The sequence below is a fragment of the Streptomyces tricolor genome, assembly GCF_002155905.1.
In the GTDB taxonomy this organism is placed as follows: Bacteria; Actinomycetota; Actinomycetes; order Streptomycetales; family Streptomycetaceae; genus Streptomyces; species Streptomyces tricolor.
This window is the reverse complement of the sequence record NZ_MUMF01000117.1, coordinates 1-21,470: the sequence shown is the minus strand read 5'-3', so window position 1 is coordinate 21,470 and position 21,470 is coordinate 1. Positions and strand designations below refer to the sequence as shown.

23 protein-coding genes are annotated in these 21,470 nt (G+C 69.1%); 20 read left to right on the top strand and 3 right to left on the bottom strand.

Translation table 11 applies throughout. The features are described from left to right. Positions 1-2: 2 nt before the first annotated feature. The 15 genes from CCN44_RS10010 (at position 3) to CCN44_RS09940 (ending at position 12,852) form a co-directional block, all read left to right on the top strand. The gene (locus CCN44_RS10010; RefSeq protein WP_086697411.1) at positions 3-377 is read left to right on the top strand and encodes a hypothetical protein; all 375 of its coding nucleotides are present in this window, start codon (positions 3-5) and stop codon (positions 375-377) included. Positions 378-441: 64 nt separating this feature from the next. Then, complete coding sequence (locus tag CCN44_RS10005; RefSeq protein WP_143649664.1) at positions 442-840, top strand: hypothetical protein; 399 nt, start codon at positions 442-444, stop codon at positions 838-840. Further along, entirely contained in the window at positions 841-1,584 is a 744-nt protein-coding gene (locus CCN44_RS10000) for a hypothetical protein (RefSeq protein ID WP_086697409.1), read from the top strand. Next, positions 1,584-2,018, top strand: a complete 435-nt coding sequence (locus CCN44_RS09995; RefSeq protein WP_086697408.1) for a hypothetical protein — start codon at positions 1,584-1,586, stop codon at positions 2,016-2,018. The genes CCN44_RS10000 and CCN44_RS09995 overlap by 1 nt, the downstream gene beginning before the upstream one ends. Positions 2,019-2,021: 3 nt before the next feature. Next, a complete protein-coding gene (locus CCN44_RS09990; RefSeq protein ID WP_237481567.1) occupies positions 2,022-2,429 on the top strand; it encodes a hypothetical protein in 408 nt (135 codons plus the stop codon). 10 nt (positions 2,430-2,439) lie between these two features. Continuing rightward, positions 2,440-2,847: a hypothetical protein gene (locus tag CCN44_RS09985; RefSeq protein WP_086697407.1), complete on the top strand. Its 408-nt coding sequence runs from the start codon at positions 2,440-2,442 to the stop codon at positions 2,845-2,847. Between the two features lie 141 nt (positions 2,848-2,988). Further along, the gene (locus tag CCN44_RS09980; protein ID WP_086697406.1) at positions 2,989-6,861 is read left to right on the top strand and encodes a phage tail protein; all 3,873 of its coding nucleotides are present in this window, start codon (positions 2,989-2,991) and stop codon (positions 6,859-6,861) included. Positions 6,862-6,876: 15 nt separating this feature from the next. Further along, positions 6,877-7,386, top strand: coding sequence for a hypothetical protein (locus tag CCN44_RS09975; protein WP_086697405.1), 510 nt, complete (start codon positions 6,877-6,879; stop codon positions 7,384-7,386). Positions 7,387-7,389: 3 nt separating this feature from the next. Then, positions 7,390-10,266 (top strand): hypothetical protein, encoded by a 2,877-nt coding sequence (locus CCN44_RS09970; protein ID WP_086697404.1) that lies wholly within the window; start codon positions 7,390-7,392, stop codon positions 10,264-10,266. Positions 10,267-10,276: 10 nt separating this feature from the next. Then, positions 10,277-10,837 carry a hypothetical protein gene (locus CCN44_RS09965; protein ID WP_086697403.1) on the top strand — a complete coding sequence of 187 codons (561 nt, stop codon included), beginning with the start codon at positions 10,277-10,279 and terminating at the stop codon, positions 10,835-10,837. Positions 10,838-10,846: 9 nt separating this feature from the next. Continuing rightward, positions 10,847-11,044 (top strand): hypothetical protein, encoded by a 198-nt coding sequence (locus tag CCN44_RS09960; protein WP_086697402.1) that lies wholly within the window; start codon positions 10,847-10,849, stop codon positions 11,042-11,044. Between the two features lie 19 nt (positions 11,045-11,063). Further along, positions 11,064-11,915: a peptidoglycan recognition protein family protein gene (locus tag CCN44_RS09955; RefSeq protein ID WP_086697401.1), complete on the top strand. Its 852-nt coding sequence runs from the start codon at positions 11,064-11,066 to the stop codon at positions 11,913-11,915. Positions 11,916-11,917: 2 nt separating this feature from the next. Continuing rightward, entirely contained in the window at positions 11,918-12,151 is a 234-nt protein-coding gene (locus CCN44_RS09950; protein WP_086697400.1) for a hypothetical protein, read from the top strand. Between the two features lie 11 nt (positions 12,152-12,162). Beyond that, complete coding sequence (locus CCN44_RS09945) at positions 12,163-12,399, top strand: hypothetical protein (protein ID WP_237481570.1); 237 nt, start codon at positions 12,163-12,165, stop codon at positions 12,397-12,399. A 60-nt stretch (positions 12,400-12,459) separates the two neighbouring features. After that, on the top strand, positions 12,460-12,852 hold the full coding sequence (locus tag CCN44_RS09940) for a hypothetical protein (protein ID WP_086697398.1): 393 nt from the start codon (positions 12,460-12,462) through the stop codon (positions 12,850-12,852). Positions 12,853-12,855: 3 nt separating this feature from the next. Here CCN44_RS09940 and CCN44_RS09935 read toward each other — a convergent pair whose 3' ends face one another. Continuing rightward, positions 12,856-13,038, bottom strand: coding sequence for a hypothetical protein (locus tag CCN44_RS09935; RefSeq protein WP_086697435.1), 183 nt, complete (start codon positions 13,036-13,038; stop codon positions 12,856-12,858). A gap of 131 nt (positions 13,039-13,169) precedes the next feature. Here CCN44_RS09935 and CCN44_RS09930 point away from each other — a divergent pair, with 131 nt between their 5' ends. Together CCN44_RS09930 and CCN44_RS09925 are read left to right on the top strand one after the other, a co-directional pair. After that, positions 13,170-14,399, top strand: a complete 1,230-nt coding sequence (locus CCN44_RS09930) for a helix-turn-helix domain-containing protein (protein WP_237481572.1) — start codon at positions 13,170-13,172, stop codon at positions 14,397-14,399. Between the two features lie 95 nt (positions 14,400-14,494). Beyond that, a complete protein-coding gene (locus CCN44_RS09925; RefSeq protein ID WP_208639743.1) occupies positions 14,495-14,857 on the top strand; it encodes a hypothetical protein in 363 nt (120 codons plus the stop codon). Between the two features lie 754 nt (positions 14,858-15,611). Here CCN44_RS09925 and CCN44_RS09920 read toward each other — a convergent pair. Further along, the gene (locus CCN44_RS09920; protein WP_086697397.1) at positions 15,612-15,842 is read right to left on the bottom strand and encodes a helix-turn-helix domain-containing protein; all 231 of its coding nucleotides are present in this window, start codon (positions 15,840-15,842) and stop codon (positions 15,612-15,614) included. A 667-nt stretch (positions 15,843-16,509) separates the two neighbouring features. On the opposite strand from CCN44_RS09920, the gene CCN44_RS09915 reads away from it, so the two are divergent. Together CCN44_RS09915 and CCN44_RS09910 are read left to right on the top strand one after the other, a co-directional pair. After that, positions 16,510-16,998 (top strand): macro domain-containing protein, encoded by a 489-nt coding sequence (locus tag CCN44_RS09915; RefSeq protein WP_086697396.1) that lies wholly within the window; start codon positions 16,510-16,512, stop codon positions 16,996-16,998. Further along, on the top strand, positions 16,995-17,912 hold the full coding sequence (locus CCN44_RS09910; RefSeq protein ID WP_086697395.1) for an adenosine kinase: 918 nt from the start codon (positions 16,995-16,997) through the stop codon (positions 17,910-17,912). The genes CCN44_RS09915 and CCN44_RS09910 overlap by 4 nt, the downstream gene beginning before the upstream one ends. A 45-nt stretch (positions 17,913-17,957) precedes the next feature. Here the strand turns inward: CCN44_RS09910 and CCN44_RS09905 are convergent, their stop codons facing one another. Continuing rightward, positions 17,958-19,445: a M1 family metallopeptidase gene (locus tag CCN44_RS09905; RefSeq protein ID WP_059254565.1), complete on the bottom strand. Its 1,488-nt coding sequence runs from the start codon at positions 19,443-19,445 to the stop codon at positions 17,958-17,960. 177 nt (positions 19,446-19,622) lie between these two features. Here CCN44_RS09905 and CCN44_RS09900 point away from each other — a divergent pair. Next, a partial coding sequence (locus CCN44_RS09900; protein WP_086697394.1) for a Xaa-Pro dipeptidyl-peptidase occupies positions 19,623-21,470 on the top strand: 1,848 nt, incomplete at its 3' end.

The following is a 21,470-nucleotide window of genomic DNA, read 5'->3' as shown; positions in this document are numbered from 1 at the left end:
CCATGCTGCTCGACGTCTCCAGCCGCGCGGACGGCCCCCTCTTCGATGGCCGTGCCCAGGCCCTCGCGAACCGCTATGTCGACCACCTGGAGCGCCAGCTCGCCGAGGACGGCCTGAACATTCTCAAGCGGGAGATGCGCGCCGTCTTCAAGCACCCGACCGGCTACTACGAGTCCCGCTGCGTCGTGGTCGACGGGCACAAGATCTGGGACTCCCGCGTCGTGTATGGGCCGTGGCTGGCCGGCGTCGGCTCCCGGAACTTCCCCGTGACCCGGTTCAAGGGCTACGACCACTGGATTCGGACGCGGCACGAGTTGAACTCCCGCAAGCAGGGCATCGGTGAGCGGCTGCTCCGCCGGTACACGGGACGGATGTGAGCCCGTGACCCTCGACCTTGCCACATACCGGGCCCATGCCCTGTCTCACGCTCAGGCGCTCGGCATGTTTGAGCAGGTACTCGGCCACGAGCCCGTGTCCGCGCCCGGCAGCGGCCTGACGTACGCGCTGTGGGTCAAGAGCGTCCGCCCCATCCCGGCCCGTTCCAGCTTGGACTCAGTGACGGTGCGACTGGAGCTGACCGGGCGCGTGTTCCTCCCTGCGGACACCGAGCCGCAGAACGATGTGGACCTACTCGTGACGAGCGCCGTGGACGGACTGGCCGTCGCGTACAGCGGCGACTTCCAGCTCGGCAACACCATCGCCAACGTCGACCTGCTCGGCGCCCACGGGCCCGGCCTCAGCGCCGACTTCGGCTACGCCCGCTTCGACAACACCACGTACAGGGTGGCCACGCTCACCATCCCACTGATCGTGAACGACGTATGGAATGAGGTGGCATAGGTGGCCAAGCAGTCCGGTCTCGGCGACAACTTCTACCTGCACGGCTACGACGTCTCCGGCGACATCAACAGCATCAACGTCTCCGGCGGGCCGGCAGCACTCGATGTGACTGGGATCGACAAGAGTGCAAACGAGCGGATCGGCGGGCTCCGTACTGGCGCTATGTCCGGGACCTGCTTCTTCAACCCAGGTACGAACCGGGCGCACCCGCGGCTGAGTACACTGCCGTCGACGGACGTGATCGCCTCGTACTTCCGGGGGACGACGCTGGGAAACCCGGCGGCGTGCCAGGTGTCGAAGCAGATCAACTACGACGGCAACAGAAACGACGACGGGGCTTTCACCTTCTCCTTCGATCTGCAGTGCAACGGCTTCGGGGTCGAGTGGGGTCGGTCGCTGACCGCCGGGGTGCGCACGGACACGGCGGCGACGAACGGCGCGAGTATCGACACCACCGCGTCAGCCTCGTTCGGAGCGCAGGCGTATCTGCAGGTGTTCGCGATGACGGGCACGGACGCCACCGTGAAGATCCAGGACTCGGCGGACAACTCGACGTTCGCTGACGTCACCGGGCTGTCTTTCACCCAGCTCACCGCGGGGCGGACGGCGGAGCGGATCGCCACCAGCAACACGGCCACGATCCGCCGCTACGTGCGCGCGGTCACGGTGACGACGGGCGGGTTCTCCTCCCTCGCGTTCGCAGTCGTCCTGGTCAAAAACGAGGTAGCGGGGGTGGTCTTCTAATGCGACCCGTAACCCGTATCGACCCGGCGCTGCCGGTGCAGGCCTATCAGACGTACCAGATCACGAGCCCACGCGACACGAGCGTGGTGGCCGCGTGCGAGCAGGTCGGCTGCCCGCAGTGGCGGCACGGATGGGACTCCGTCATCGATGAGTCCACCGAACTCGGTCAGACCCAGGCGAACTACATCCGCACGCAGTCCCGCCGCACCTTCCGCGAGATGCGCACCGAGGCCGGGCTCACGGTGTTCCGCTTCGAGTCCGGGCAGCGCTGCTTCGCGGAGCACCGGACGCGCCCCGAGATCTACCTCGTCCGCGACGGCGACTGGCGGGGCAACCCGACCGGCCGGCAGCGGCAGCACAGCAGGGCCCAGGACTGGGTCGAAGACTTCGGCGAGAACCAGCTCCGGCTCGTCGACCAGCAGAAGAAGGGATAGGCCATGGCCAAGGAGAGCGGCCTCGGGTGGAGCACCTGCTCGGTCGATGATGCAGCAGGTACCGCCCGCGCCATCAAGAACGACATCACCAACCTGCAGTTCGCCACCCCGCGTGGTGTCCAGGATGTCACCGGGATCGACAAGTCGGCGTACGAGCGGATCCTGCTCCTCGCGGACTTCTCGATCACACTGAACGGTGTCTTCAACGACGCCGCGAACCAGTCGCACGACGTGTTCAAGACCGTGCCGTCCACGAGCGTGGCGCGCACGGTGTCCCTGACCGTGTCGGGTCAGTCCCTGAACAACGAGGTGCTGTTCACCGACTACCCGCTCTCCCGCTCCGACAGCGGCGAACTCACCTTCGCTGTGCCCGGCGTCCTCAGCGACGGCACCGTCCCGACCTGGACGTGAGGGGGGTCGCATGGGATTCAAAGTCAAGCCCAAGACGTACACGGTCTGCTTCGAGGAGGGGCACGAGTACCACGGAGTCGAAGCGCGCCTGTCCGGCATGTCCTACGGCGAGTGGGAGCAGGTCACCGGTCTCGACGGCAGCGAGGGAGAGACGAACGGCGCCGACTCCGTGCGCCGCTTCGTAGACCACCTCATCTCCTGGAACCTCGAAGACGAGAACGACCAGCCGGTGCCGACCACTCTCGACGCGGTCAAGCAGCTCGACCATAACCTCGTCGCCGCACTGAACAACGCGTGGATCCAGACGCTCATCGGGGTCCACGATGCCGACCCTTTGCCCGAGACCTCGCCCTCTGGCGAACCGTCCCCGGTGGCGTCCATCCCGATGGCACCTCTGTCACCGAGCCTGGCGAGCTGACCCGAGCCCGGTACCTGCTCGGGCTTCTAGAGCGGTTCCCGGGCTACACCCTGTCCTCCCTCCTTGCGGAGGACACCGAACTCATGCGCCTAGTCCGAATCGAAGAGCTGGGCGGCGGACGCGACCGAGAGGGGGTGGACGATGTCTGACGACGTAACGATCACAGTCCGGGTCAATAACCAGACCGCGGCCGGGTTCCGCGACATCAACGGGAACCTCCGCACGCTCGACGGGCGGTTCGCCGCCTCGGCCGGCAGCATGCGCCGTTCGTCGGACGGCATCACCCGCGCCCTGGTCGACGTCCGCGCCTCCTTGCTGTCGCTCGCGCCGGCCGCGATACCGGTGGCTGCGTCGCTGGCGCCGATCGCAGTGCAGGCGGGCGCGGCCGGCGCTGCGGTGGCGGCGTTCGGCGCGGCGGTGATCCCGCAGATCGCGAACCTGTCCGAGGCGGCGAAGGCGCAGGACAAGTACGCGCAGGCCGTGCAACAGTACGGGGCGCACTCCAAGCAGGCGATCACGGCGCAGCAGCAGGCGGCACAGACGCTGGCCGCCATGCCGAAGGCAACCCAGCAGGCTGCTGGTGGGTTCATGGTGCTAAAGGACCAGTTCAAGTCCTTCTCCGACTCGACGGCCAAGTTCACCATGGCGCCGATCGAGCACAGCTTCGCGGTGATGGGCGCGCTCCTGCCGAAGCTCAAGCCCATGGTCGAAGGCACCTCGACGCAGCTCGATCGGCTGATGAAGGTCGCTGGTGGCGGAATCAGCACCGGCGCCTTCGATGCGCTGGCGAAGAAGTTCTCCGACTTCGCGAATAACAGCCTGAAGGGCGCGACGGACAAGGCGATCCACTTCATGCGGGTCCTGTCCGAGGGCAACATGCACGGTCCGATCGCGTCGTTCATGGATTATGCGCGGGAGCAGGGCCCCGCGGTGAAAGAGCTACTGAGCAGCATCGGAAAGGCCGTAGCGAACCTGCTGGAGGGCGCGGCGCAGGCCGGCCCTGGCATGCTGACGTTGGTCAACGCGTTCGCCAAGTTGGTGGCCTCGGTGCCGCCGGAGCTGATCGGCCACCTGATGCAGGTGTACGCGGCGATCAAGCTGATCAAGCTGGCCGGTGCGGGCGTTGCTGGGGTCGCGAGCGGCTTCCAGCTGTTGGCCACACGGATCGCGGCCCTGAGAGCAGCGTCCGCTGCAGCGGGTGGCGGCATCGCTGGCTTGCGCGCAGCGTTCGCATCGCTGGGTACAGCGGCGAAGGCGTCCGTGGTGGTTGCCGGGCTGGCGCTGCTTGCCGTGGGGATCCAGAAGCTGGCGGAGAAGGCCCGCGGGGCGCCCCCGGACGTCGACAAGCTGGTCACCTCGCTGAAGGGCTTGGCGGACACTGGCAAGTTCGGTGGTGAGCTGAAGTCGACGTTCGGTTCGATGGATGGGTTCGTCGCGAAGCTGAACGCGTTGAAGAAGGGACAGTCGGACCTCGACAGGGGCTTGGAGTGGCCGAAGAAGTTGCTCGGGGTCGGGCCGATCATCGACACGGTAGTACCGAAGATCGATGACCTGATCAATGGTTCGAATTCGCTCGGCGCGTTGAAGGATGACTTCGACTCGTTCGACAAGGCGTTCGCGCAGCTCGCTTCTGGTGGGCACGCGAAGGAAGCGGCGAAGCAGTTCAAGTCCTTCGAGGACGCACTGAAGAAGGCCGGGTACTCCACCAAGGACATCAACGCGCTGTTCCCTGAGTACAAGTCGGCTGTCGCGGACATCAAGTACGAGCAGGGCTTGGCTGCGCAGAGCATGGGCCTGTTCGGTACGGCTGCGCAGGCAGCGGCAGAGAAGCTGAACACGCAGAAGGCGTCCGCTGATGGCCTCCGTGAGTCCATCGTCGCGCTGAACACGGCGCAGCAGAACGGCCTCGGCGGGATGATCGGCTTCGAGGCTGCGATCGACGCCGCCGCAAAGGCCGCGAAGGACAACCACGACTCGCTGACCATGACCAACGGCGTCCTGGACCTCAACAGCGAGAAAGCGCGCAACGCCGCCACCGCGCTTCAGACTCTCGCGAACAAGACAGACGAGGCTGGGACGAGCCAGCGCGAAGCCGGCGCGAGCTGGGAGACCGTCAACGGGATCTACACCCGCGGCCGGGCGAAGCTGATCGAAGCCGCTGAGGCGATGGGCTTGAGTAAGGAGCAGGCGAAGCAGCTTGCTGGTCAGCTTCTTCAGATGCCGACGGATGTCAAGCCGAAGGTGGATCTGGAGGCTGAGGACGCCAAGGCCGATCTTGCAGCGTTCAACGCGGCGATCAAGAAGACGCCGGGCGCTCGGAAGGTCACTCTCGAAACGTTGTCCGACGCCGCCGAGAGGGTCTTGGAGTCGTTCGGGTACAAGGTGAAGCGGCTCCCGAACGGGAAGGTGCAGGTCACCGCTGCGACTGGGGGTGCGCTCGCGGGGATCCGGAACGTGGCCAGGGCCGTCGCCGCGCTGCACGGCAAGACGATCGACATCGTCACGAACTACAAGGTCAACAAGTTCACCGCAAATCAGGGCGGCGTGAAGGTCGCCAAGCGAGACTGGGCTACTGGTGGCCTCACGCGAGGTTACGCAGGCGGTGGGGCAGTACAGCACTTCGACGCCGGAGGCTACATCAGCGGCCCCGGCACGCCGACGTCCGACGACATCCTGGCGACGTTCGCCTCTGGCGCGATGGGCCGGGTCTCGGACTCTGAGTACGTGATCAAGGCTGAGTCCGTCCGGAAGTATGGCGTCAGGATGCTCGACGCTATCAACGACGGCCGCTTCAAGGTCGACGGCTTCGCGCGCGGCGGGAAGGTGTCCAAGGCGCAGCAGCGGGCGCGGGAGCAGGCGAAGGCCGAGGCGGAGGCCCTCCGGGAGGCGATGGGTGATCTGACCATCAGCCACTTCGGGCGGATGGCTGGCTACAAGCACTCCGAGTTCGGCTCGGCGCTCCGCAAGCCGCAGGATCTCGGTTCGCTGGTGAACGCGCTGAACCAGTGGCGCGGCATCATCATGAAGGCCACGCACGGCAGCACGGAGTCCCGGCTGCTGAAGCAGCTCGACTCGGCCGGCCGGTCGCTGTTGAAGTGGGAGAAGCAGCTCGGCAGCGTCACCAAGTCCCTGGAAGGCGCGCGGTCGAAGCTGTCGGACCTGAAGAACGCGGCGGCGCAGCTGCGGGACTCGGTGAAGGGCAACCTGCTGTCCTCCGCGAACATCACCCGCGGCGCCAGTGGCGACGGCCCGGTCACCCTGAACACGATCCGCTCCGGCATGCGGACCAGCAAGGACAAGATCACCGCGTTCGCCGCCGCGCTCAAGCAGCTCCGCGCCAAGGGCTTCAGCAAGAGCATCATCCAGCAGGTCGCCGAGGCCGGCGTGGACGGTGGCGGCCTGGAGACCGCGGGGGCGCTGCTGCAGGCGTCAGCGTCCGAAGTACAGACGATCAACCAGACCCAGGCACAGATCGAGGCAGCAGCCGGCAGCGCGGGGAAGACCGCGGCGGACGCCGTGTACGACAAGGCCATCAAGCAGCAGGAGCGGTACGTCAAGCAGCTGGAGGCCCAGCAGAAGAAGTTGACCTCCAGCATGGATCGCCTGGCCAAGTCCATGGAGCGCGCGATCGAGAAGGCGTTCGGGAAGAAGGCGGCCGGCGGCATCGTCGGCGCCGCAGCTTCCGGTGGTCTCCGCTCGTCGCTGACGTGGGTGGGCGAGCAGGGCCCCGAGCTGCTGGACCTGCCGGCCGGCTCCCGTGTGTGGAGCAACCCGGACTCCCGACGGAAGCTCGCGGCTGCGGAGGCGCCGTGGGCGTCGATGCTCACCGCACCCCGCCGCACACCCGCCGCAGCTGCGGGCGCGGCGCCGGCGGGCGGGGACGGACAGCCGATCGTCATTCAGGTCCGCATCGGCGAGCGAGAGTTCGGCGAGCTGTGGGTGGACACCGGCCGGAAGGCGGTCAAGACCCGCGGCTCGATCGAGGCAACGCTCCGGCCGCCCCGCGGCCGGTAGAAGAGAGGAACACCAGTGCCGTACACGGTATGGAACGGGCCGGCGCCGACGACTGCTGCGCAGCAGTCGGTGACGACCGGGACGAGCATCAAGACGATGCTCCAGCTGGCCACGCCCAGCACGCGGATGATCCAGATCCTGGAGTGGGGGTTCAGTCTGGACGACCCGCCCGGCGCGGACGGGGTGGTGGAGCTGCTGCAGACGGACGTCGCCGCCACGGTGACCGCGCATGTGGCGTCCGGGGTCATCAACCTCGACCCGAACGGCACCGCGTCGCTGCTGTCCCTCGGCACGAGCGCAACCGGCTACACGGCCACCGCCGAGGGCTCCACGACCGCGGCCCGGGTCTTCGACGCCGTGTCGCTGTCCTCCGTGTCCGGTGAGTCGGGCCTGAGCTACGTGCGCACCTTCATGCCGGACGACCGGCCCATCGTCGCAGTCTCCCGGTTCCTCCGAGTCCGAGCGACCACGCCGACGACCGCCTCCGACATGCGCTGCTTCGTCACCTTCCAGGAGGTGGGCTGACCGATGCCGGGGCTCGTCTCTCAGATCGCCGGGCTACGGCGGCGCCTGGCGCTCGTGCCTGCGCCGGCGCGCGCGTCCGGTGAGGCATCCAACGGCGAGCCCGTACAGGTCGAGATGCTCGTCTCCGGGACGTGGGTGGATGTCACCGGATACACCCTGGTCCGGGACGACAGCGGCAACATCCAGATCACGAGCGGGATCCGTGACGAGGGCTCCCAGACCGAGGCCGGCACGTGCACGCTCGAACTGGACAACCGCGACGGCCGGTTCAGCCCTCGGAACCCGTCCGGCCCGTACTACGGCGCGATCGGCCGCAACACCCCGATCCGGATCAGCGTCCCTGATGGCAACGGCGGCAAGTCGTACCGGATCTGGGGCGAGGCATCGGAGTGGGCGCCGAACTGGGACACCAGCGGCAGCGACGTGTGGACCGACCTGTCCGCGAACGGCATCCTCCGCCGCCTCGCACAAGGCCCGGCACCCGAGCGCTCGGTGATCTACAACGCGATCACCGACCCGCCGCTGACCGGTCTGGTGGCGTACTGGCCCTGCGAGGACGCTGCCGACTCCCGGTCGGTCGCGTCGGCACTCACCAGCGGCAGCCCCATGACGATCTCGGGCACGCCCACCCTGGCGGCCTACTCCGGGTTCGGCGCGTCCGACCCCCTGCCCGTGTTCACGGGCGGCTCGCTCACGGGCGGCGTCACGCGGTACGACAACTCTGCCGTCAGCCAGTACCAGGTGCGGTTCCTCCTCTCCGTCCCCGCGGCGGGGCTCGCCGATAGCGACACCATCGCTCGCGTGCGTGTCTCACCCACCGTGGTCGGTGAGGTGGAGTACCTCGACATCGAGTACAACGACCCGCCGGGCGGGGTCGGCTCCTTCGGCGGGCCGGGCACGATCAGCATTGTCCCGTACAACAGCGAAGAGTCGATGCTCGGCTACAGCGGCGAGGAGTCGCTCACGCTCGATGTCCGCAGCCTCCTGCTCCGGGTGTCGATCGAGGTCTCGAACAACGGGACGGCGCTGTCGGTCACGCTGCGCGTACTGGACATCAACACCGGGATCACGGACTCGACCACCATCGGACTGTCGGGCACGAACGTCACCCGGGTGACGTCGGTCGCGTTGGCACCGTCCACGCTCAACCAGTCGACCGGCGCCACCGGGATGGCGGCCGGGCACGTCACCGTGCAGACCACGGTCACGTCGATCACCGACCTCGGCGCAGCGGTCCAGCCGTCCGGGGAGACCGCCGGGCGGCGCATGCAGCGGCTGTGCGCCGGAGCTGGGATCGCCTTCGACTGGGTGGGGGACCTGGACGACACCGTCGCGATGGGCGCGCAGAGCCGACAGAACCTGCTCGCGCAGCTGCAGGAGTGCACGCTCGCCGACGGGGGGCTGCTGTACGAGTCCCGGTCGGGGGTCGGTCTCGGCTACCGCACCCGGGCGAGCCTGTACAACCAGGATCCCGTGCTCACCCTGGACTACACCGCGGGCCAGCTGGCGCAGATCCCGGTGCCGGTCGAGGACGACCGGTACGTGCAGAACAAGGTCACCGTCACCGTGGGCGGCGTCTCACAGACGTACGAGGAGACGTCCGGGACGCTGCGGACGGAGCTACCGCCGGCGGGCGTTGGGGAGTACGGGCAGGAGTACACCCTGAACCTCGGCAGCTCGGACGCGGCGACGCTGCGGGATCAGGCGGCGTGGCGGGTGCATCTCGGCACGGTGGACGAGGCCCGGTTCCCGCAGATCAGCGTGAACCTCGCGCATCCGAGCATCACGCCGGCGATGCGGCGGGCGATCCTCGGCATGCGTCTCGGCGACCGGATCCAGATCACGAACCCGCCTGCGTGGCTGCCGCCGGACACCATCGACCAGCTGGTCCTCGGCATGTCGGAGACGATCACCCACTTCGAGCACAAGGTCACGTTCACGTGCGCGCCGGCCAGCCCGTACAGCAGCGTCGGGGTCCTCGACACGGCGTGGTCGCGGATTGATACGGACGGCTCCGAGCTGGTCGCGAACATCAGCTCGTCGGCGACCAGCGTCGGTGTGCAGCCGTCGGCCGGGGCAGACGTGTTGTGGACGAAGGACACTGCGGACTTCCCCCTCGACATTCGGGTGGGCGGCGAGGTCATGCGGGTCACAGCTATCTCCGACCTGGTCACCGACACGTTCACCCGGACCGCGTCCAGCGGCTGGGGGACGAGCGACTCGGGGTTCACGTGGACCGCGTCCGGCGGGTCGGCGACGGACTACTCTGTGGGGAGCGGTGTCGGCGCGCACCTGCTGGCCACGGCCGGGACCTCCCGCCGCTGCATCCTGCCCACCGTGATCAGCGACTTCGACTTCTACGTCACGATCACCGCCGACCAGCTCGCCACCGGCGCCATCCTGACCGGCAGCCTGATCACCCGGTACGCCGACGCCGACAACTTCTACTCGGCGCAGCTGCAGTTCAGCACGGCGAACGCGGTCACCCTGGTGGTGTTCAAGCGGGTCAACGCGGTCGAGACGACGCTGGGCACCTACACGATGCCCGGCACGACGTTCGTGGCCGGCACCCAGTACCGGATCCGGTTCAAGGTGCAGGGCCCCTCGCTGAGGGCGAAGGTCTGGTTGGCCAGTGATGTTGAGACCCCGGAGTGGCAGGTCACGGTGACGGACGGCACGCTCACCACGAGCCAGTTCGTCGGCGTCCGCTCGATCTCGGGGGCGGGCAACACCAACGTCAACCCCAGCATCAAGTACGACGACTTCCAGATCGTCAGCCCGCAGACGTTCACGCTGACCCGCTCGGTCAACGGCGTCGTCAAGGCCCATAGCGCGGGCGCGGACGTGCGTCTCGCGACCCCTACCTATCTCGCCCTGTAAGGAGCATCCCGTGGCTGAGGCATACCCGACGCCCCTCGCGGGGCAGCGGATCACCGCGACCCTACTGCGCAGCATGCAGCCGCTGGTGGCCCGCAAGACCGCGGACACCCAGCGCGCGGCGACCACCACGACAACCGCTGACCCCCACCTCACCTTTGATGTTGCCGCGGGCGCCGTCTACGTCATGGACGGGATCATCAAGTACGACGGCCCGGCCGCCGCCGACTTGAACCTCGATTGGTCTGCGCCCACGGGCAGCTTGGGCGAGTGGTACGGGTGGGGCGCCGGCCACTCCCCGGTGATCTCGTGGAACAACACACCCGCCATGGTGACCGACAGCCAGCAGGCCCGCGGCTACCCGATCCGTACAGAGACCAACGACATCACCAGCGCCCGGAGCTTCGGCTGCCTCGGCACCGGCGGGACGCCGCTGACGGTGGCCCTGTGGGGGACGCTGCGGGTCGGGTCGACGGCCGGCACGTACTCGCTGGACTGGGCGCAGCTGGTGTCGGATGCGACCGCGGTGACGCTCTACACGGACTCGTGGATCCGTCTTCAGCGGATCGCTTAGGAGGCAGGCGTGGCGAACTATCAGGTGACCGGCAGGAACAACGAAGGGTCGCCGCTGGTGTCGGTGTCCATCGGGGCGATCGACCAGGAGCAGCACGTCGTGGACGAGATGACGGTCGTGAACGCCGTCCGGAACTGTCTCCTGGCGGTGCCCGGGGTGCAGTCGGTGCTGGCACAGAAGTACCAGCAGGTCATCACCAACGTCTGAGCATAGAAAGAAGGCGATCATGGCCTGGTACCCCGGTGCCACGAAGATGGAGCTGCAGCCCGAGAGCGACAGCCAGGCGGCCATCCGGCCGACGCAGTTCCTCGTGCACAGCATCATCGCGCCGTGGACCGCGAAGCGGACCTACGAGTACTGGCGGGACTCCACCAACCTGGAGAGTCACTTCGGCCTCGGCTACGAGGGCGACCTCGGCCAGTTCATCGGTACGGAGACCCGCGCGGACGCGAACGCGGGCGCCAACCGGCGGCCTGATGGCACGGGCGCGGTGTCGATCGAGACGGCGTCCAACACCAAGGGGACCGACCCGTGGACGGACGCCCAGATCGAGCAGCTCATCAAGCTGGGCGTGTGGCTGCACCGGCACCACGGGATCCCGCTGCGGATCTGCCGCACCCACGATGACCCCGGCTTCGGCTACCACTCCTTGTTCCCGCAGTGGTCCACCAGCGGCACGGCCTGCCCCGGCGCCGCGCGCATCCGACAGTTCCGCGAGGTCGTGTTCCCGGGCATCGTCGCCCGCGCGGCCGGCACAACCCCCGAGGAGGACGACATGCCCACCGCCGACGAGATCGCCAAGAAGGTACTCACCTATGACGGAGTGATCTCCGTGCCGGGCGCGCCGGCGACGAACCCGACGTGGACGCTGTCGAGCGTTCAGACGGAGATTCTGAAGCGGCTGGACAAGGTCGCTGCGACGGAGGCCGCGCAGACTGCGGCGATCACGAAGCTCGCGGGGCTGGTCGGCTCGGGTGTGGACACCGCGACGGTGGTCGCCGCGGTGCAGAAGGCCATCGCGGACGCGGTGGTTCGTGTGTCGGTGGACGTCACCGGCGCGGGCTCGAAGGGAGTTTGATCATGGCGAAGGAGTCCACGAAGGTCACCGCTCGTACGGTGCTGCAGACGCTGGTGGGTGTGGCGGTGGCGCTGCCGGGGATCGTGGCGGCGTCTGGGGTTCCGGAGTCGCTGCCGTGGGTGGCGGGCGCGCTGGCGGTCGCGGGCGGGTTCGCGCGGGTGATGGCGCTCCCCAGCGTGCAGGGTCTGCTGCCGGGGTGGCTGCGGACGGGTGATGGTGCGGGGGCTCGCGAGTGACGACTCCGGAGGTGTCTGTGGCGCTGGAGTTGGAGCGGCTGAGGGGGACCTGCGAGACCGGGTTCACTCGGGTGGACGGGCAGCTCGCTCTCCTGGTCCAGCGCGGTGATCAGACAGACAAGGACATCGCCGAGTTGAAGGCGGAGGTGGAGGCGCTGAAGCGTGCTCGCTGGCCTCTGCCGAGCATCGCGGCGGTGGTGTCGGTGAGCGCGCTGGGTGTGACGTTGTGGCAGGCGGCGGGGCGCTGAGCGTGGGGTGAGGGCCCCGTCCGCAGCACGCGGGCGGGGCCTTCTGCCATCCGGAGGGGCATGAGCATCACGATCAGGCTGGTAGGGGGCCCGGCCGACGGCCGGGTCATGCCGGTCATCGGAGACCAGGTGCCGCCGCTCTACCTAATCCCTATGCCGCCGCCGCTGACCGAGTTCCTATCCGACTCAACCGCCGGTCCCGCGCCCATCCCTGTGGCCGAGTACGAGCCGATCTTCAAGAGTGGCTGGCCCAGTCGCGCAGACGACGGCGCGTACTTCTACAGGCATCGCCCGACCCCAGTCACCCCCGAGGCCCGCCGCGCACTGGAAGAGGCCCGCCGCATGGCCCAGGCTGCTGAAGAGAGGCGCGCCGCTGAGCTTGACGAGGCTTGGCAGGAGATCCGCAGGGAGCGACCGCACTTCCCGTCGGAGTGGCGCGGGCTCTTCTCCTGATCCTTACGCCGCTGCCGTGACGTCCCCGCGTTGTACCCGCGCCAGCTCGGCGCACAGCCGCTCGTACTCCGCCCGCTGCTCCGCCGTCAACGGCACCTGCGGATGCGACCACAACGCCCGGATCGCCGCATTCAGCTCGGCAGCAGACCGCACCGCACCAGGGCTGGTCACAAGATCGGGGGACATGACCCCAGCGTACGCCGCCCTACGCATAAGGAAGGCCCCCACGAACATCCCTAATCCGTAAGGGCCTTACCCACGTACAGCCGTCGGCCGAAGGCGTACCGTTCCAAGTGGACGCAAGGAACGGAGACAGTATGACCCACATCGCCGACAACGGCGTGGGCGCAGAGAGCAACGGGCAGCGCCTCGCCCGCCTCCGCGCGCGCCACCGCTGGACACAACAACGCCTCGCCACCGAAGCCGGCTACTCCCTCGCTGCCGTGAAGGCTTTCGAACAGGGACGCCGCAGCCTCGACCGGCCAGCCGTCATCCTGCGCTTTGCGCAGGCCCTCGACTGCCATCCCACCGAAATCACCGGAGCCCCCTACGTGCCGCCTCACGCCGACCGCGACGGGCAAGCCGCCGTCGCCTCGGTCGCTGCCGTCCGCCGCGCACTCCTACGCCACGGACGCCCGGCCCGCCCCACCGACCAAGAAGCCGCTGCCGTCAACGTGCCCGAGCTGCGGACCCGTGTCGATGAGGCCAACCAGCACCGGCAGGCCGCGGCCCTCACCAAGTCCGGTGCGGTGCTGCCCCCGCTGGTGCGGGACCTCCAGGTCGCTGCCGAGGTCACCCACGGCGATCAACGCCGACAGGTCTTCGCGCTGCTGGCTTCGGCGTACGAGTGCGCCATGCAGTACCTGTACAAGCTCGGCCACACCAGCGATGCGACCCTTGCCACCGAACGCGTCGTGTGGGCATCGCACGAGACCGGGGATCCGCTGCGGATCCTGGCGGCCCGCTGGTACGACGCCGGGGAGTTCCTCAGTATCGGCGAGCACGACGAGGCGGGAGCCATCATCGATGACGCGCTCACCGAGCTGGGGACGATCCGCTCGCCGGGCCCGGAGGCAGTGTCGCTGCGGGGCGCGTTCCATCTGAAGGCCTCGCTGAACTTGGCGCGCGCCACGGACACGAAGGCTGCGGTCCGCCACCTGAAGCAGGCGGAGCAGGCGGCCGAGGAGCTTGGTGAGGATCGCAACGACTGGCAGATGCAGTTCGGCCCCACCAACACTGCGTTGTGGGCGGTCAGCCTGCCTGTGGAGATGGGACGCGGCCGGGATGCTGTGGCGCGCGCCGAGAAGGTTCGGCTACCCAGGGACTATTCCAGGGAGCGGCACTCGCACTTCCACATTGACCGTGGTCGCGCCTACTTCTACAACGGGCAGCGGGACTTGGCGCTGCGCGCGTTCCTGGATGCGGAGCGGCTGGCGCCGCAGGCGACGCGGGCGCACGCGGCGGTGAGGGAGACGGTCGGCACGATGATCCGCACTCGGAAGCGTGGCGAGCTGGTTGAGCTGGGTATCCGGCTCGGCGTCGTGTAGCCCCGAAGGGATACACACTGTAGTCCTTCGGTCACTTCCAGGCCTCTACGGTCAGTTGTGTGAGACGGAACACGCTGATCGTGGAGGCCTGACGCATGCCCAGCGACACCGCGAGCGCCAACGCGTTCGCCCTGCTCCCGCTCCCCGAGGTGAGCGCCCTCTCCCAGAACCAGGTGCGAGGGATCACCTGCGTGTTCGACGGCGTGGGCCTCAGCCCGGGAACGGCCGTCGACCTCGGCGAGCGGAGCCTGCGCCGCGTCGGCGGCAGGGTCAGCTGGTTCCCGCGGGCCTGCCGGCCGTGCGCTCTGAGGTGGGCGATGGACACGCTGGTGGATCACAGCCGGTTGTGTGAGCAGTGCGTGGACGACAGCAGCCTGTGTCCGGAAGGGGCGGGCTTCGTGCGTGCGGTGCGGGAGGCGCGCCGCGGCAGCGTGTTGGCTCCAGACTCCGGTGCTTGAGGTGAGCGCCGGCGGCCACCTGACGGGACCTGCACGGGTGGCCATGGGTCCGTCGCCGGATCGCCCCTGAACCGGCGACGGACCCCGCAGTAACCGGTACTCGTATGCCGTCGTTGGCGATGTGCTACCCATATGGCCTCATCGAAGGAGATGCGCCGCATGGCCGCCATCTGCCCCAACTGTCACCTGCCAGAAATGGTCGCCTACATCGTCAACGACGAAGGGACCCACCCCCTACCGTGCCTGAATCAGGAGGTGTGCGGGGTGATCGTGGCTCGCTCCACCCCATACGGGCACCTCATGGGGTCTGCGCCCTGTGCGACCAGCGACTGCCAGGGCTCCGTGCGCGACGAGTACCGGTATGACGCAAACGGACGACTTTCCCGTCTGGACCGGGTCCGGTGCCAGCTCTGCGGGACTGACAAGACAGAGGTGATCAAAGATGCCGGAAGTACGCCAGAACGTCCCCTGCCCGACCCCCGGATGCCAGGGATCGCGGGCCGACGTGTACCTCACGGATGACAACGGCAACATCCTCGCTCGCACCGGCAGCGAGCCGTGCAGCGCGTGCGGCAGCTGATGTCGATGCCTGAGTGGATCGACCCGCGGTACGAGGAGCTGGTGACGGCGTGGCGACGCGCGCAGCAGCCGGAGTCGCGTGACCCGCGGGAGCCGCAGCCGCGGCGGGACGACGAACGCCCGCCGCGGGGCTGATGGTCGGGGCCCGGCCGGCGGAGGTTGGCGGCCGGGCCCTTCACCGGACGAGGTCGGCGAGAGGGACGTCCAGGGCGTCGGCGATGAGCAGCAGGTCGGTGAGGTCTGGGGCTGTCAGCGCGTTCTCCCAGCGGCTGATGGTCTTGTGGTCGCGGTTGATGCGTTCCCCGAGGGCTAGCTGGGAGAGGCCGGCTGTGCGGCGGGCGTCGCGGATCTGTAACCCGATCTGGCGGCGGCGGTGGGGTACCCAGTCGGGGAGGGGGTCGTGCACCCGCGCATACTGGAATGATCTTGTCCGGAAGTCTTTACCAGCTGTGGTAAATCTGGCTCAGGGTGGGTACCAGCAGATATATGCAGCACACCGTGTAGCGAGAAGGCATCTGAGTGTGCTGGGATGGCATATGCCGGAGCGCACATCTGTTCGATCCGGCTGTTCCTTGACGCCTCAATCCGCCACCCCCCAAGCAAGCCCGACACGGTGCGGCCGTGTCGGACGGGCCGCCCGCCCACCGTGAGCACCCCCTCGACGGAGGGCGGGCGGAACCCGGCTGCCCGACCGGACACACCAGAGCCACCCCGGCCTGCCTCTGGCGCGTCCGTGTCACGAGAAAGCTGCCGTCGTTGGTCCACGCGACCAGGGCGGGGAATGAGGTCCCCCCTCAGGTGGAAACCCCGTCCTGGCCCGAGCCGGCGCCGGCAACCGAAGGCCCCCGCGATCGCTCGCGGGGGCCTTCAAGTTTCCCCATGGGAGACGGATGGGAGATGATCACGTCGAGCGACATCTGCTCGCGGCCATCTTCATCTAGTTGTATCTAGATTCCCGACGCCCGAGGGGTGCCTACCCCAGTCGCCCCCACCTGCGGTGCTGCGACCAACGAAGCGTCTGAGCTGCGCAAACACGGATCTAGACGCCGACGACGCGAGAGAGATGTTTCGTGATGTCGGAGATCACGTATGTCCGGGGTGACGCCACCGTGCCGTCGGTCAAGGGCGTCAAGGTGATCGCCCATGTCTGCAACGACATCGGCGGCTGGGGCAAGGGCTTCGTCCTGGCCCTGTCACGCCGCTGGCCGGAGCCGGAGGCGGCGTACCGCGCCTGGCACCGCGACCGCGCGAGGAACGACTTCGGCCTGGGCGCGGTCCAGCTGGTGCGGGTCGACCCGTACGTGTGGGTGGCCAACATGATCGGCCAGCGGGGCATCAGAACCGGCAGCAAGGGCGCCCCCGTGCGCTACGAGGCGATCGACACCGCCCTCGGCCGCCTCGCCGGCGAAGTGGCCGGACTCGGCGCGTCGGTGCACATGCCCCGCATAGGCTGCGGCCTGGCGGGCGGTACCTGGTCCCGGATCGAACCGCTCGTCACCGAGCGGCTCGTCGACCGGGGGATCGCCGTGACGGTGTACGACCACGGGGAGGACGGCGGATGAGCGGGCACGCGGACGCGGCCGAGGTGCTGGTGCTGGGCGGGGCCGGAGTGGACACGATCATCCCCGTCCCCGAGCTGCCCCTCCCCTACGCCGACAGTTACATGATCGACTCCGGGATCCGCACCCGTGCCGGGCAGACCGGAGACTTCGTCGCCCTGGGGCTGGCCGCGCTCGGCCTGCGCACCCACCACCTCGACCTGCTCGGCGACGACCCCGAGGGCGACCTCGTCCGCGCCCTGCACCACGAGCACGGCATCGCCCTCACCGCGCTCCCGCAGCCGGCCGGGACCAAGCGGGCGGTCAACCTCGTCGGTCCGGACGGCCGCCGCCTGTCGCTCTACGACACCAGCCGCGCCCACCCCGACGACCGCTTCCCCGAGGCCACCCTGCGCGCCCTGACCACCGGATGCCGGCATGTGCACGTGACCATCACCCAGCCGTGCGCCCACGCCCTGCCCGTCCTGCGGGAGACCGGCGTGCCGCTCTCCACGGACCTGCACGACTGGGACGGCGAGAACCCGTACCACGAGCCGTTCGCCCACGCGGCCGACGTCGTCTTCCTGTCGGCCGCCGCCCTCGCCGACCCCGAGCGGACCATGCGGCGCATCGCCGAGCGGGGCCGGGCCGAGACCGTCGTCGCCACCGCCGGGGCGGAGGGCGCGTATCTGCTCGCCGACGGCGAGCTGACCCGGATACCGGCGGCGGACCCGCCCGCGCCGGTGGTCGACTCCAACGGCGCGGGCGACGCCTTCGCCGCCGCGTTCCTCTACGGCCGGCTCAGCGGCGAGCCGCCCGAGCGGTGCGCCCGGTACGGCGCGATCGCGGGCGCCTACGCATGCACCGTCCCGGCCGCCCGCGCGGACGCGATAGGCCGGGACGCGCTGCTGCGGCAGGCGGCCGAACCGAGCCGCTGAGCCGCCCGGGGACTCAGGGCCGCTGGGCCGGAAGGCGCCCGGGGCTCAGTGCCCGTGCACCTCGTTCGTCGCCTCGATCTTCTTCCACGACTTCGGCTGCGCCACCGCCGTACCCGTCTTCACCAGGGCGCGGACCGACGGCGCGGCCGGCTTCGTCGGCTGGAACAGCCAGGTGTCGAACAGCGCCGACAGCGGCTTGCCGGACACCTGCTCGGCGTACTTCTGGAAGTCGGCCACCGAGGCGTTGCCGTACGCGTGCTTCTTCGGCCAGCCCTTCAGGATGGCGAAGAAGGCGTCGTCACCGACCTCGTTGCGCAGCGCCTGGATGGCGAGGGCGCCCCGGTCGTAGACGGCGGAACTGAATTGCTCGTCCGGGCCCGGGTCGCCCGGCTTCACCGTCCAGAAGGCGTCGTCGGCCGGGTGCGAGGCGTACACGTAGTCGGCGAGTTCCTGCGCGGTGCCCTCGCCCTCGTGCTCGGACCACAGCCACTGCGCGTACCGGGCGAAGCCCTCGTTGACCCAGATGTCCTTCCAGCCCTTGACCGACACGTAGTCGCCGTACCACTGGTGGGCCAGCTCGTGCACGACCACGGAGGTGTTGGAGCCGTTCGCGAACTGCCGCGGGCTGTAGTAGACGCGGGTCTGCGTCTCCAGGGCGTACCCGGTGGTGGTGTTGGGCACGTAACCGCCCGCCGTGCTGAACGGATACGGCCCGAAGTAGCCGCTCAGCCAGTCCACGATCTCCCCGGTGCGCTCCACGCTGGCCCGCGCGGCACCGTCGTAGTCACCGAGGTCCTTGCTGTAGGCGTTGATGACGGGCACCCCGCCCTCGGAGGTGCCGGTGGTGATGTCGAACTTCCCGACCGCGAGGGTGGCCAGGTAGGTCGCCTGCGGCTTGTTCTGCCGCCAGTTGTAGCGGGTCCAGCCCAGCTTCGACGTGGTCGACTGCAGGGTGCCGTTGGAGATGGCCTGGGTGCCGTCCGGGACGGCCACCGACACGTCGTAGGTGGCCTTGTCGGTGGGGTGGTCGTTGCTCGGGAACCACCACCACGCGGCCTCGGGCTCGTTCGCGGCCACGCCGCCGTCGGGCGTGCGGTGCCAGGAGGTGAAGCCGTAGGCGCTCTTCGTCGACGGCGACCCGGAGTAGCGCACCACCACCGTGAGGGGCGTGCCCTTGGCCAGCGGGGTCTTCGGGGTGACGACCAGTTCGTGCTGCCCGGACGTCGTGAAGGAAGCCTTGGCGCCGTTGACCCGCACCTCGCTGACGTCCAGCAGGAAGTCCAGGTCGAAGCTGGCCAGATCCTGGGTGGTCCTCGCCAGGATCGTCGCCGTGCCCTGCACCTCGTCCGTCTTCGGCTGGTACTGCAGCCTCAGGTCGTAGTGGGAGACGTCGTAGCCGCCATTGCCGTAGTACGGGTAGTAGGGGTCGCCGATGCCCGGCGCGCCGGGGACGTAGCTCGCGGCCGATGCCGGGATCGCCAGCAGGAGGGAGGCCGCCGCCAGTGCGCCCGGCGCGATGATTCTGCGGTGCACGTCAGCTCCAAGTCGTCGGGACTGCAAGTCCGTTCGGAGAACTCTGGTCGGAGCCTATTCAGTCCCGGTGACCTCTGGCCTGTCCATGGCCCCTGCTGTCACACGATCGCCATTCAGCCGTCACGTGCCACGGAAAGCCCTCTTCTGCGCGGGACTTGGCCGGAGTACCGTCCGCGCATGCCGAAACGCACGCGCTCCACGATCCGGAGAACGCTCGTCAGCGCCGCCGTAGCCGCCCTGACGGCCGTCTTCGTGACCCCGGCCGCCGCCCAGGCCGCGCCCCGGGAGAGCAGACCCGTCTACTCCTACGCCGACGCCGTCCGAGAGTCCGTCTGGGTGGACACCGGCCTCGACGAGGACGGCGACGGCAGGACCGACCGCGTCGCCGCCGACATCGTCCGGCCCGCCGAACCGGCCCGGCAGGGCCGCAAGGTGCCCGTCATCATGGACGCCAGCCCGTACTACTCCTGCTGCGGGCGCGGCAACGAGAGCCAGCGCAAGACGTACGACGCCCAGGGCCGTGTCGTCCAGATGCCGCTGTTCTACGACAACTACTTCGTGCCGCGCGGCTACGCCTTCATCGGTGTCGACCTCACCGGCACCAACCGCTCCGCCGGCTGCGTCGACGTCGGCGGCCGTTCCGAGATCCAGTCCGCCAAGGCCGTGATCGACTGGCTGAACGGCCGGGCCCGGGCGTACACCAGCCGCACCGGCGACACTCCGGTGACGGCCGGCTGGACCAACGGCCGCACCGGAATGATCGGCAAGAGCTGGGACGGCACCATCGCCAACGGTGTCGCCGCCACCGGCGTCAAGGGCCTGCGGACCATCGTCCCCATCGGCGCCATCTCCTCCTGGTACGACTACTACTTCGCCCAGGGCGCCCCGCTCTACGACGGCGGCCCCGACGAACTGGCCGGCTATGTGGAGAGCGCCGACGCGCGGGCCCACTGCGCGGCCGTACGGCAGAAGCTCGCCGACGGCAGCCCGCGCAGCGGCGACTGGACCCCGCTGTGGACCGAACGGGACTACGTCGAGGACGCGGCCCAGGTGCGCGCCAGCGTGTTCCTGGTCCACGGCATGCAGGACCTCAACGTCCGCGCCAAGCACTTCGGGCAGTGGTGGGACGCGCTCGGCCGCAACGGTGTGCGGCGGAAGATCTGGCTGTCCCAGACCGGGCACGTCGACCCGTTCGACTTCCGGCGCGGCGCGTGGGTCGACACGCTGCACCGCTGGTTCGACCATGAACTCCTCGGCTACGACAACGGCATCGACCGCGAGCCGATGGCCGACATCGAACGCCACCCCGACCAGTGGGTCACCTCCACCGTCTGGCCGCCGCGGAGCACCCGCGCCGCCGTGCTGCACCCGGCCGCCGGCAGCCGGGCCGGGGTCGGCACGCTCGGGCTGCGCCCGGCCGCCGGCACCGAGACCTTCACGGACGACCCGTCTCTCAGCGAGACCGACTGGGCCGCGCACCTGACCACGTCCACGCCCGAGAAGGCGGGATTCCTCACCGCGCCCCTCCGCCGGGACCTGCGGCTGGCCGGGTCCGGCCAGGTGACGGTCACCGTGACCCCGACAACCGGCTCCGCCCACCTGTCCGCCGTCCTGGTCGACGTCGGCCCCGACACCATCCGCGACTACGCCGACAGGGCCGAGGGCATCACCACCCTGGCCGACCGCACGTGCTGGGGCGAGAGCACGGCCGGGGACAGCGCCTGCTTCAAGGAGACGGCGGCGAAGACGGCCGCCGTCGACTACACCGTGGTCAGCCGGGGCTGGGCCGACCTCGGCCACTACGCCTGGCCGGCCGCGGGGGGCCCGCTGACGCCGGGCCGGGCGTACACGATCACCCTGGACCTCGCGGCCACCGACCACGTCGTTCCCGCGGGGCACCGCCTGGCGCTGATCGTCGCCGGCACGGACAAGGACCTCATCGACCCTCCGTCCACCCGGCCGACGCTCACCGTGGACCTGTCCCGTACGACGGCGAAGGTGCCGCTGGTGGGCGGCGCGGCGGCG

Bases quoted from the DNA above. Each gene is read 5' to 3' on its own strand.
- CCN44_RS10010 (WP_086697411.1), top strand. From the start codon at position 3: ATGCTGCTCGACGTCTCCAGCCGCGCGGACGGCCCCCTCTTCGATGGC.
- CCN44_RS10005 (WP_143649664.1), top strand. From the start codon at position 442: ATGTTTGAGCAGGTACTCGGCCACGAGCCCGTGTCCGCGCCCGGCAGC.
- CCN44_RS09995 (WP_086697408.1), top strand. From the start codon at position 1,584: ATGCGACCCGTAACCCGTATCGACCCGGCGCTGCCGGTGCAGGCCTAT.
- CCN44_RS09990 (WP_237481567.1), top strand. From the start codon at position 2,022: ATGGCCAAGGAGAGCGGCCTCGGGTGGAGCACCTGCTCGGTCGATGAT.
- CCN44_RS09985 (WP_086697407.1), top strand. From the start codon at position 2,440: ATGGGATTCAAAGTCAAGCCCAAGACGTACACGGTCTGCTTCGAGGAG.
- CCN44_RS09980 (WP_086697406.1), top strand. From the start codon at position 2,989: ATGTCTGACGACGTAACGATCACAGTCCGGGTCAATAACCAGACCGCG.
- CCN44_RS09970 (WP_086697404.1), top strand. From the start codon at position 7,390: ATGCCGGGGCTCGTCTCTCAGATCGCCGGGCTACGGCGGCGCCTGGCG.
- CCN44_RS09955 (WP_086697401.1), top strand. From the start codon at position 11,064: ATGGCCTGGTACCCCGGTGCCACGAAGATGGAGCTGCAGCCCGAGAGC.
- CCN44_RS09950 (WP_086697400.1), top strand. From the start codon at position 11,918: ATGGCGAAGGAGTCCACGAAGGTCACCGCTCGTACGGTGCTGCAGACG.
- CCN44_RS09940 (WP_086697398.1), top strand. From the start codon at position 12,460: ATGAGCATCACGATCAGGCTGGTAGGGGGCCCGGCCGACGGCCGGGTC.
- CCN44_RS09935 (WP_086697435.1), bottom strand. From the start codon at position 13,038: ATGTCCCCCGATCTTGTGACCAGCCCTGGTGCGGTGCGGTCTGCTGCC.
- CCN44_RS09930 (WP_237481572.1), top strand. From the start codon at position 13,170: ATGACCCACATCGCCGACAACGGCGTGGGCGCAGAGAGCAACGGGCAG.
- CCN44_RS09925 (WP_208639743.1), top strand. From the start codon at position 14,495: ATGCCCAGCGACACCGCGAGCGCCAACGCGTTCGCCCTGCTCCCGCTC.
- CCN44_RS09915 (WP_086697396.1), top strand. From the start codon at position 16,510: ATGTCGGAGATCACGTATGTCCGGGGTGACGCCACCGTGCCGTCGGTC.
- CCN44_RS09910 (WP_086697395.1), top strand. From the start codon at position 16,995: ATGAGCGGGCACGCGGACGCGGCCGAGGTGCTGGTGCTGGGCGGGGCC.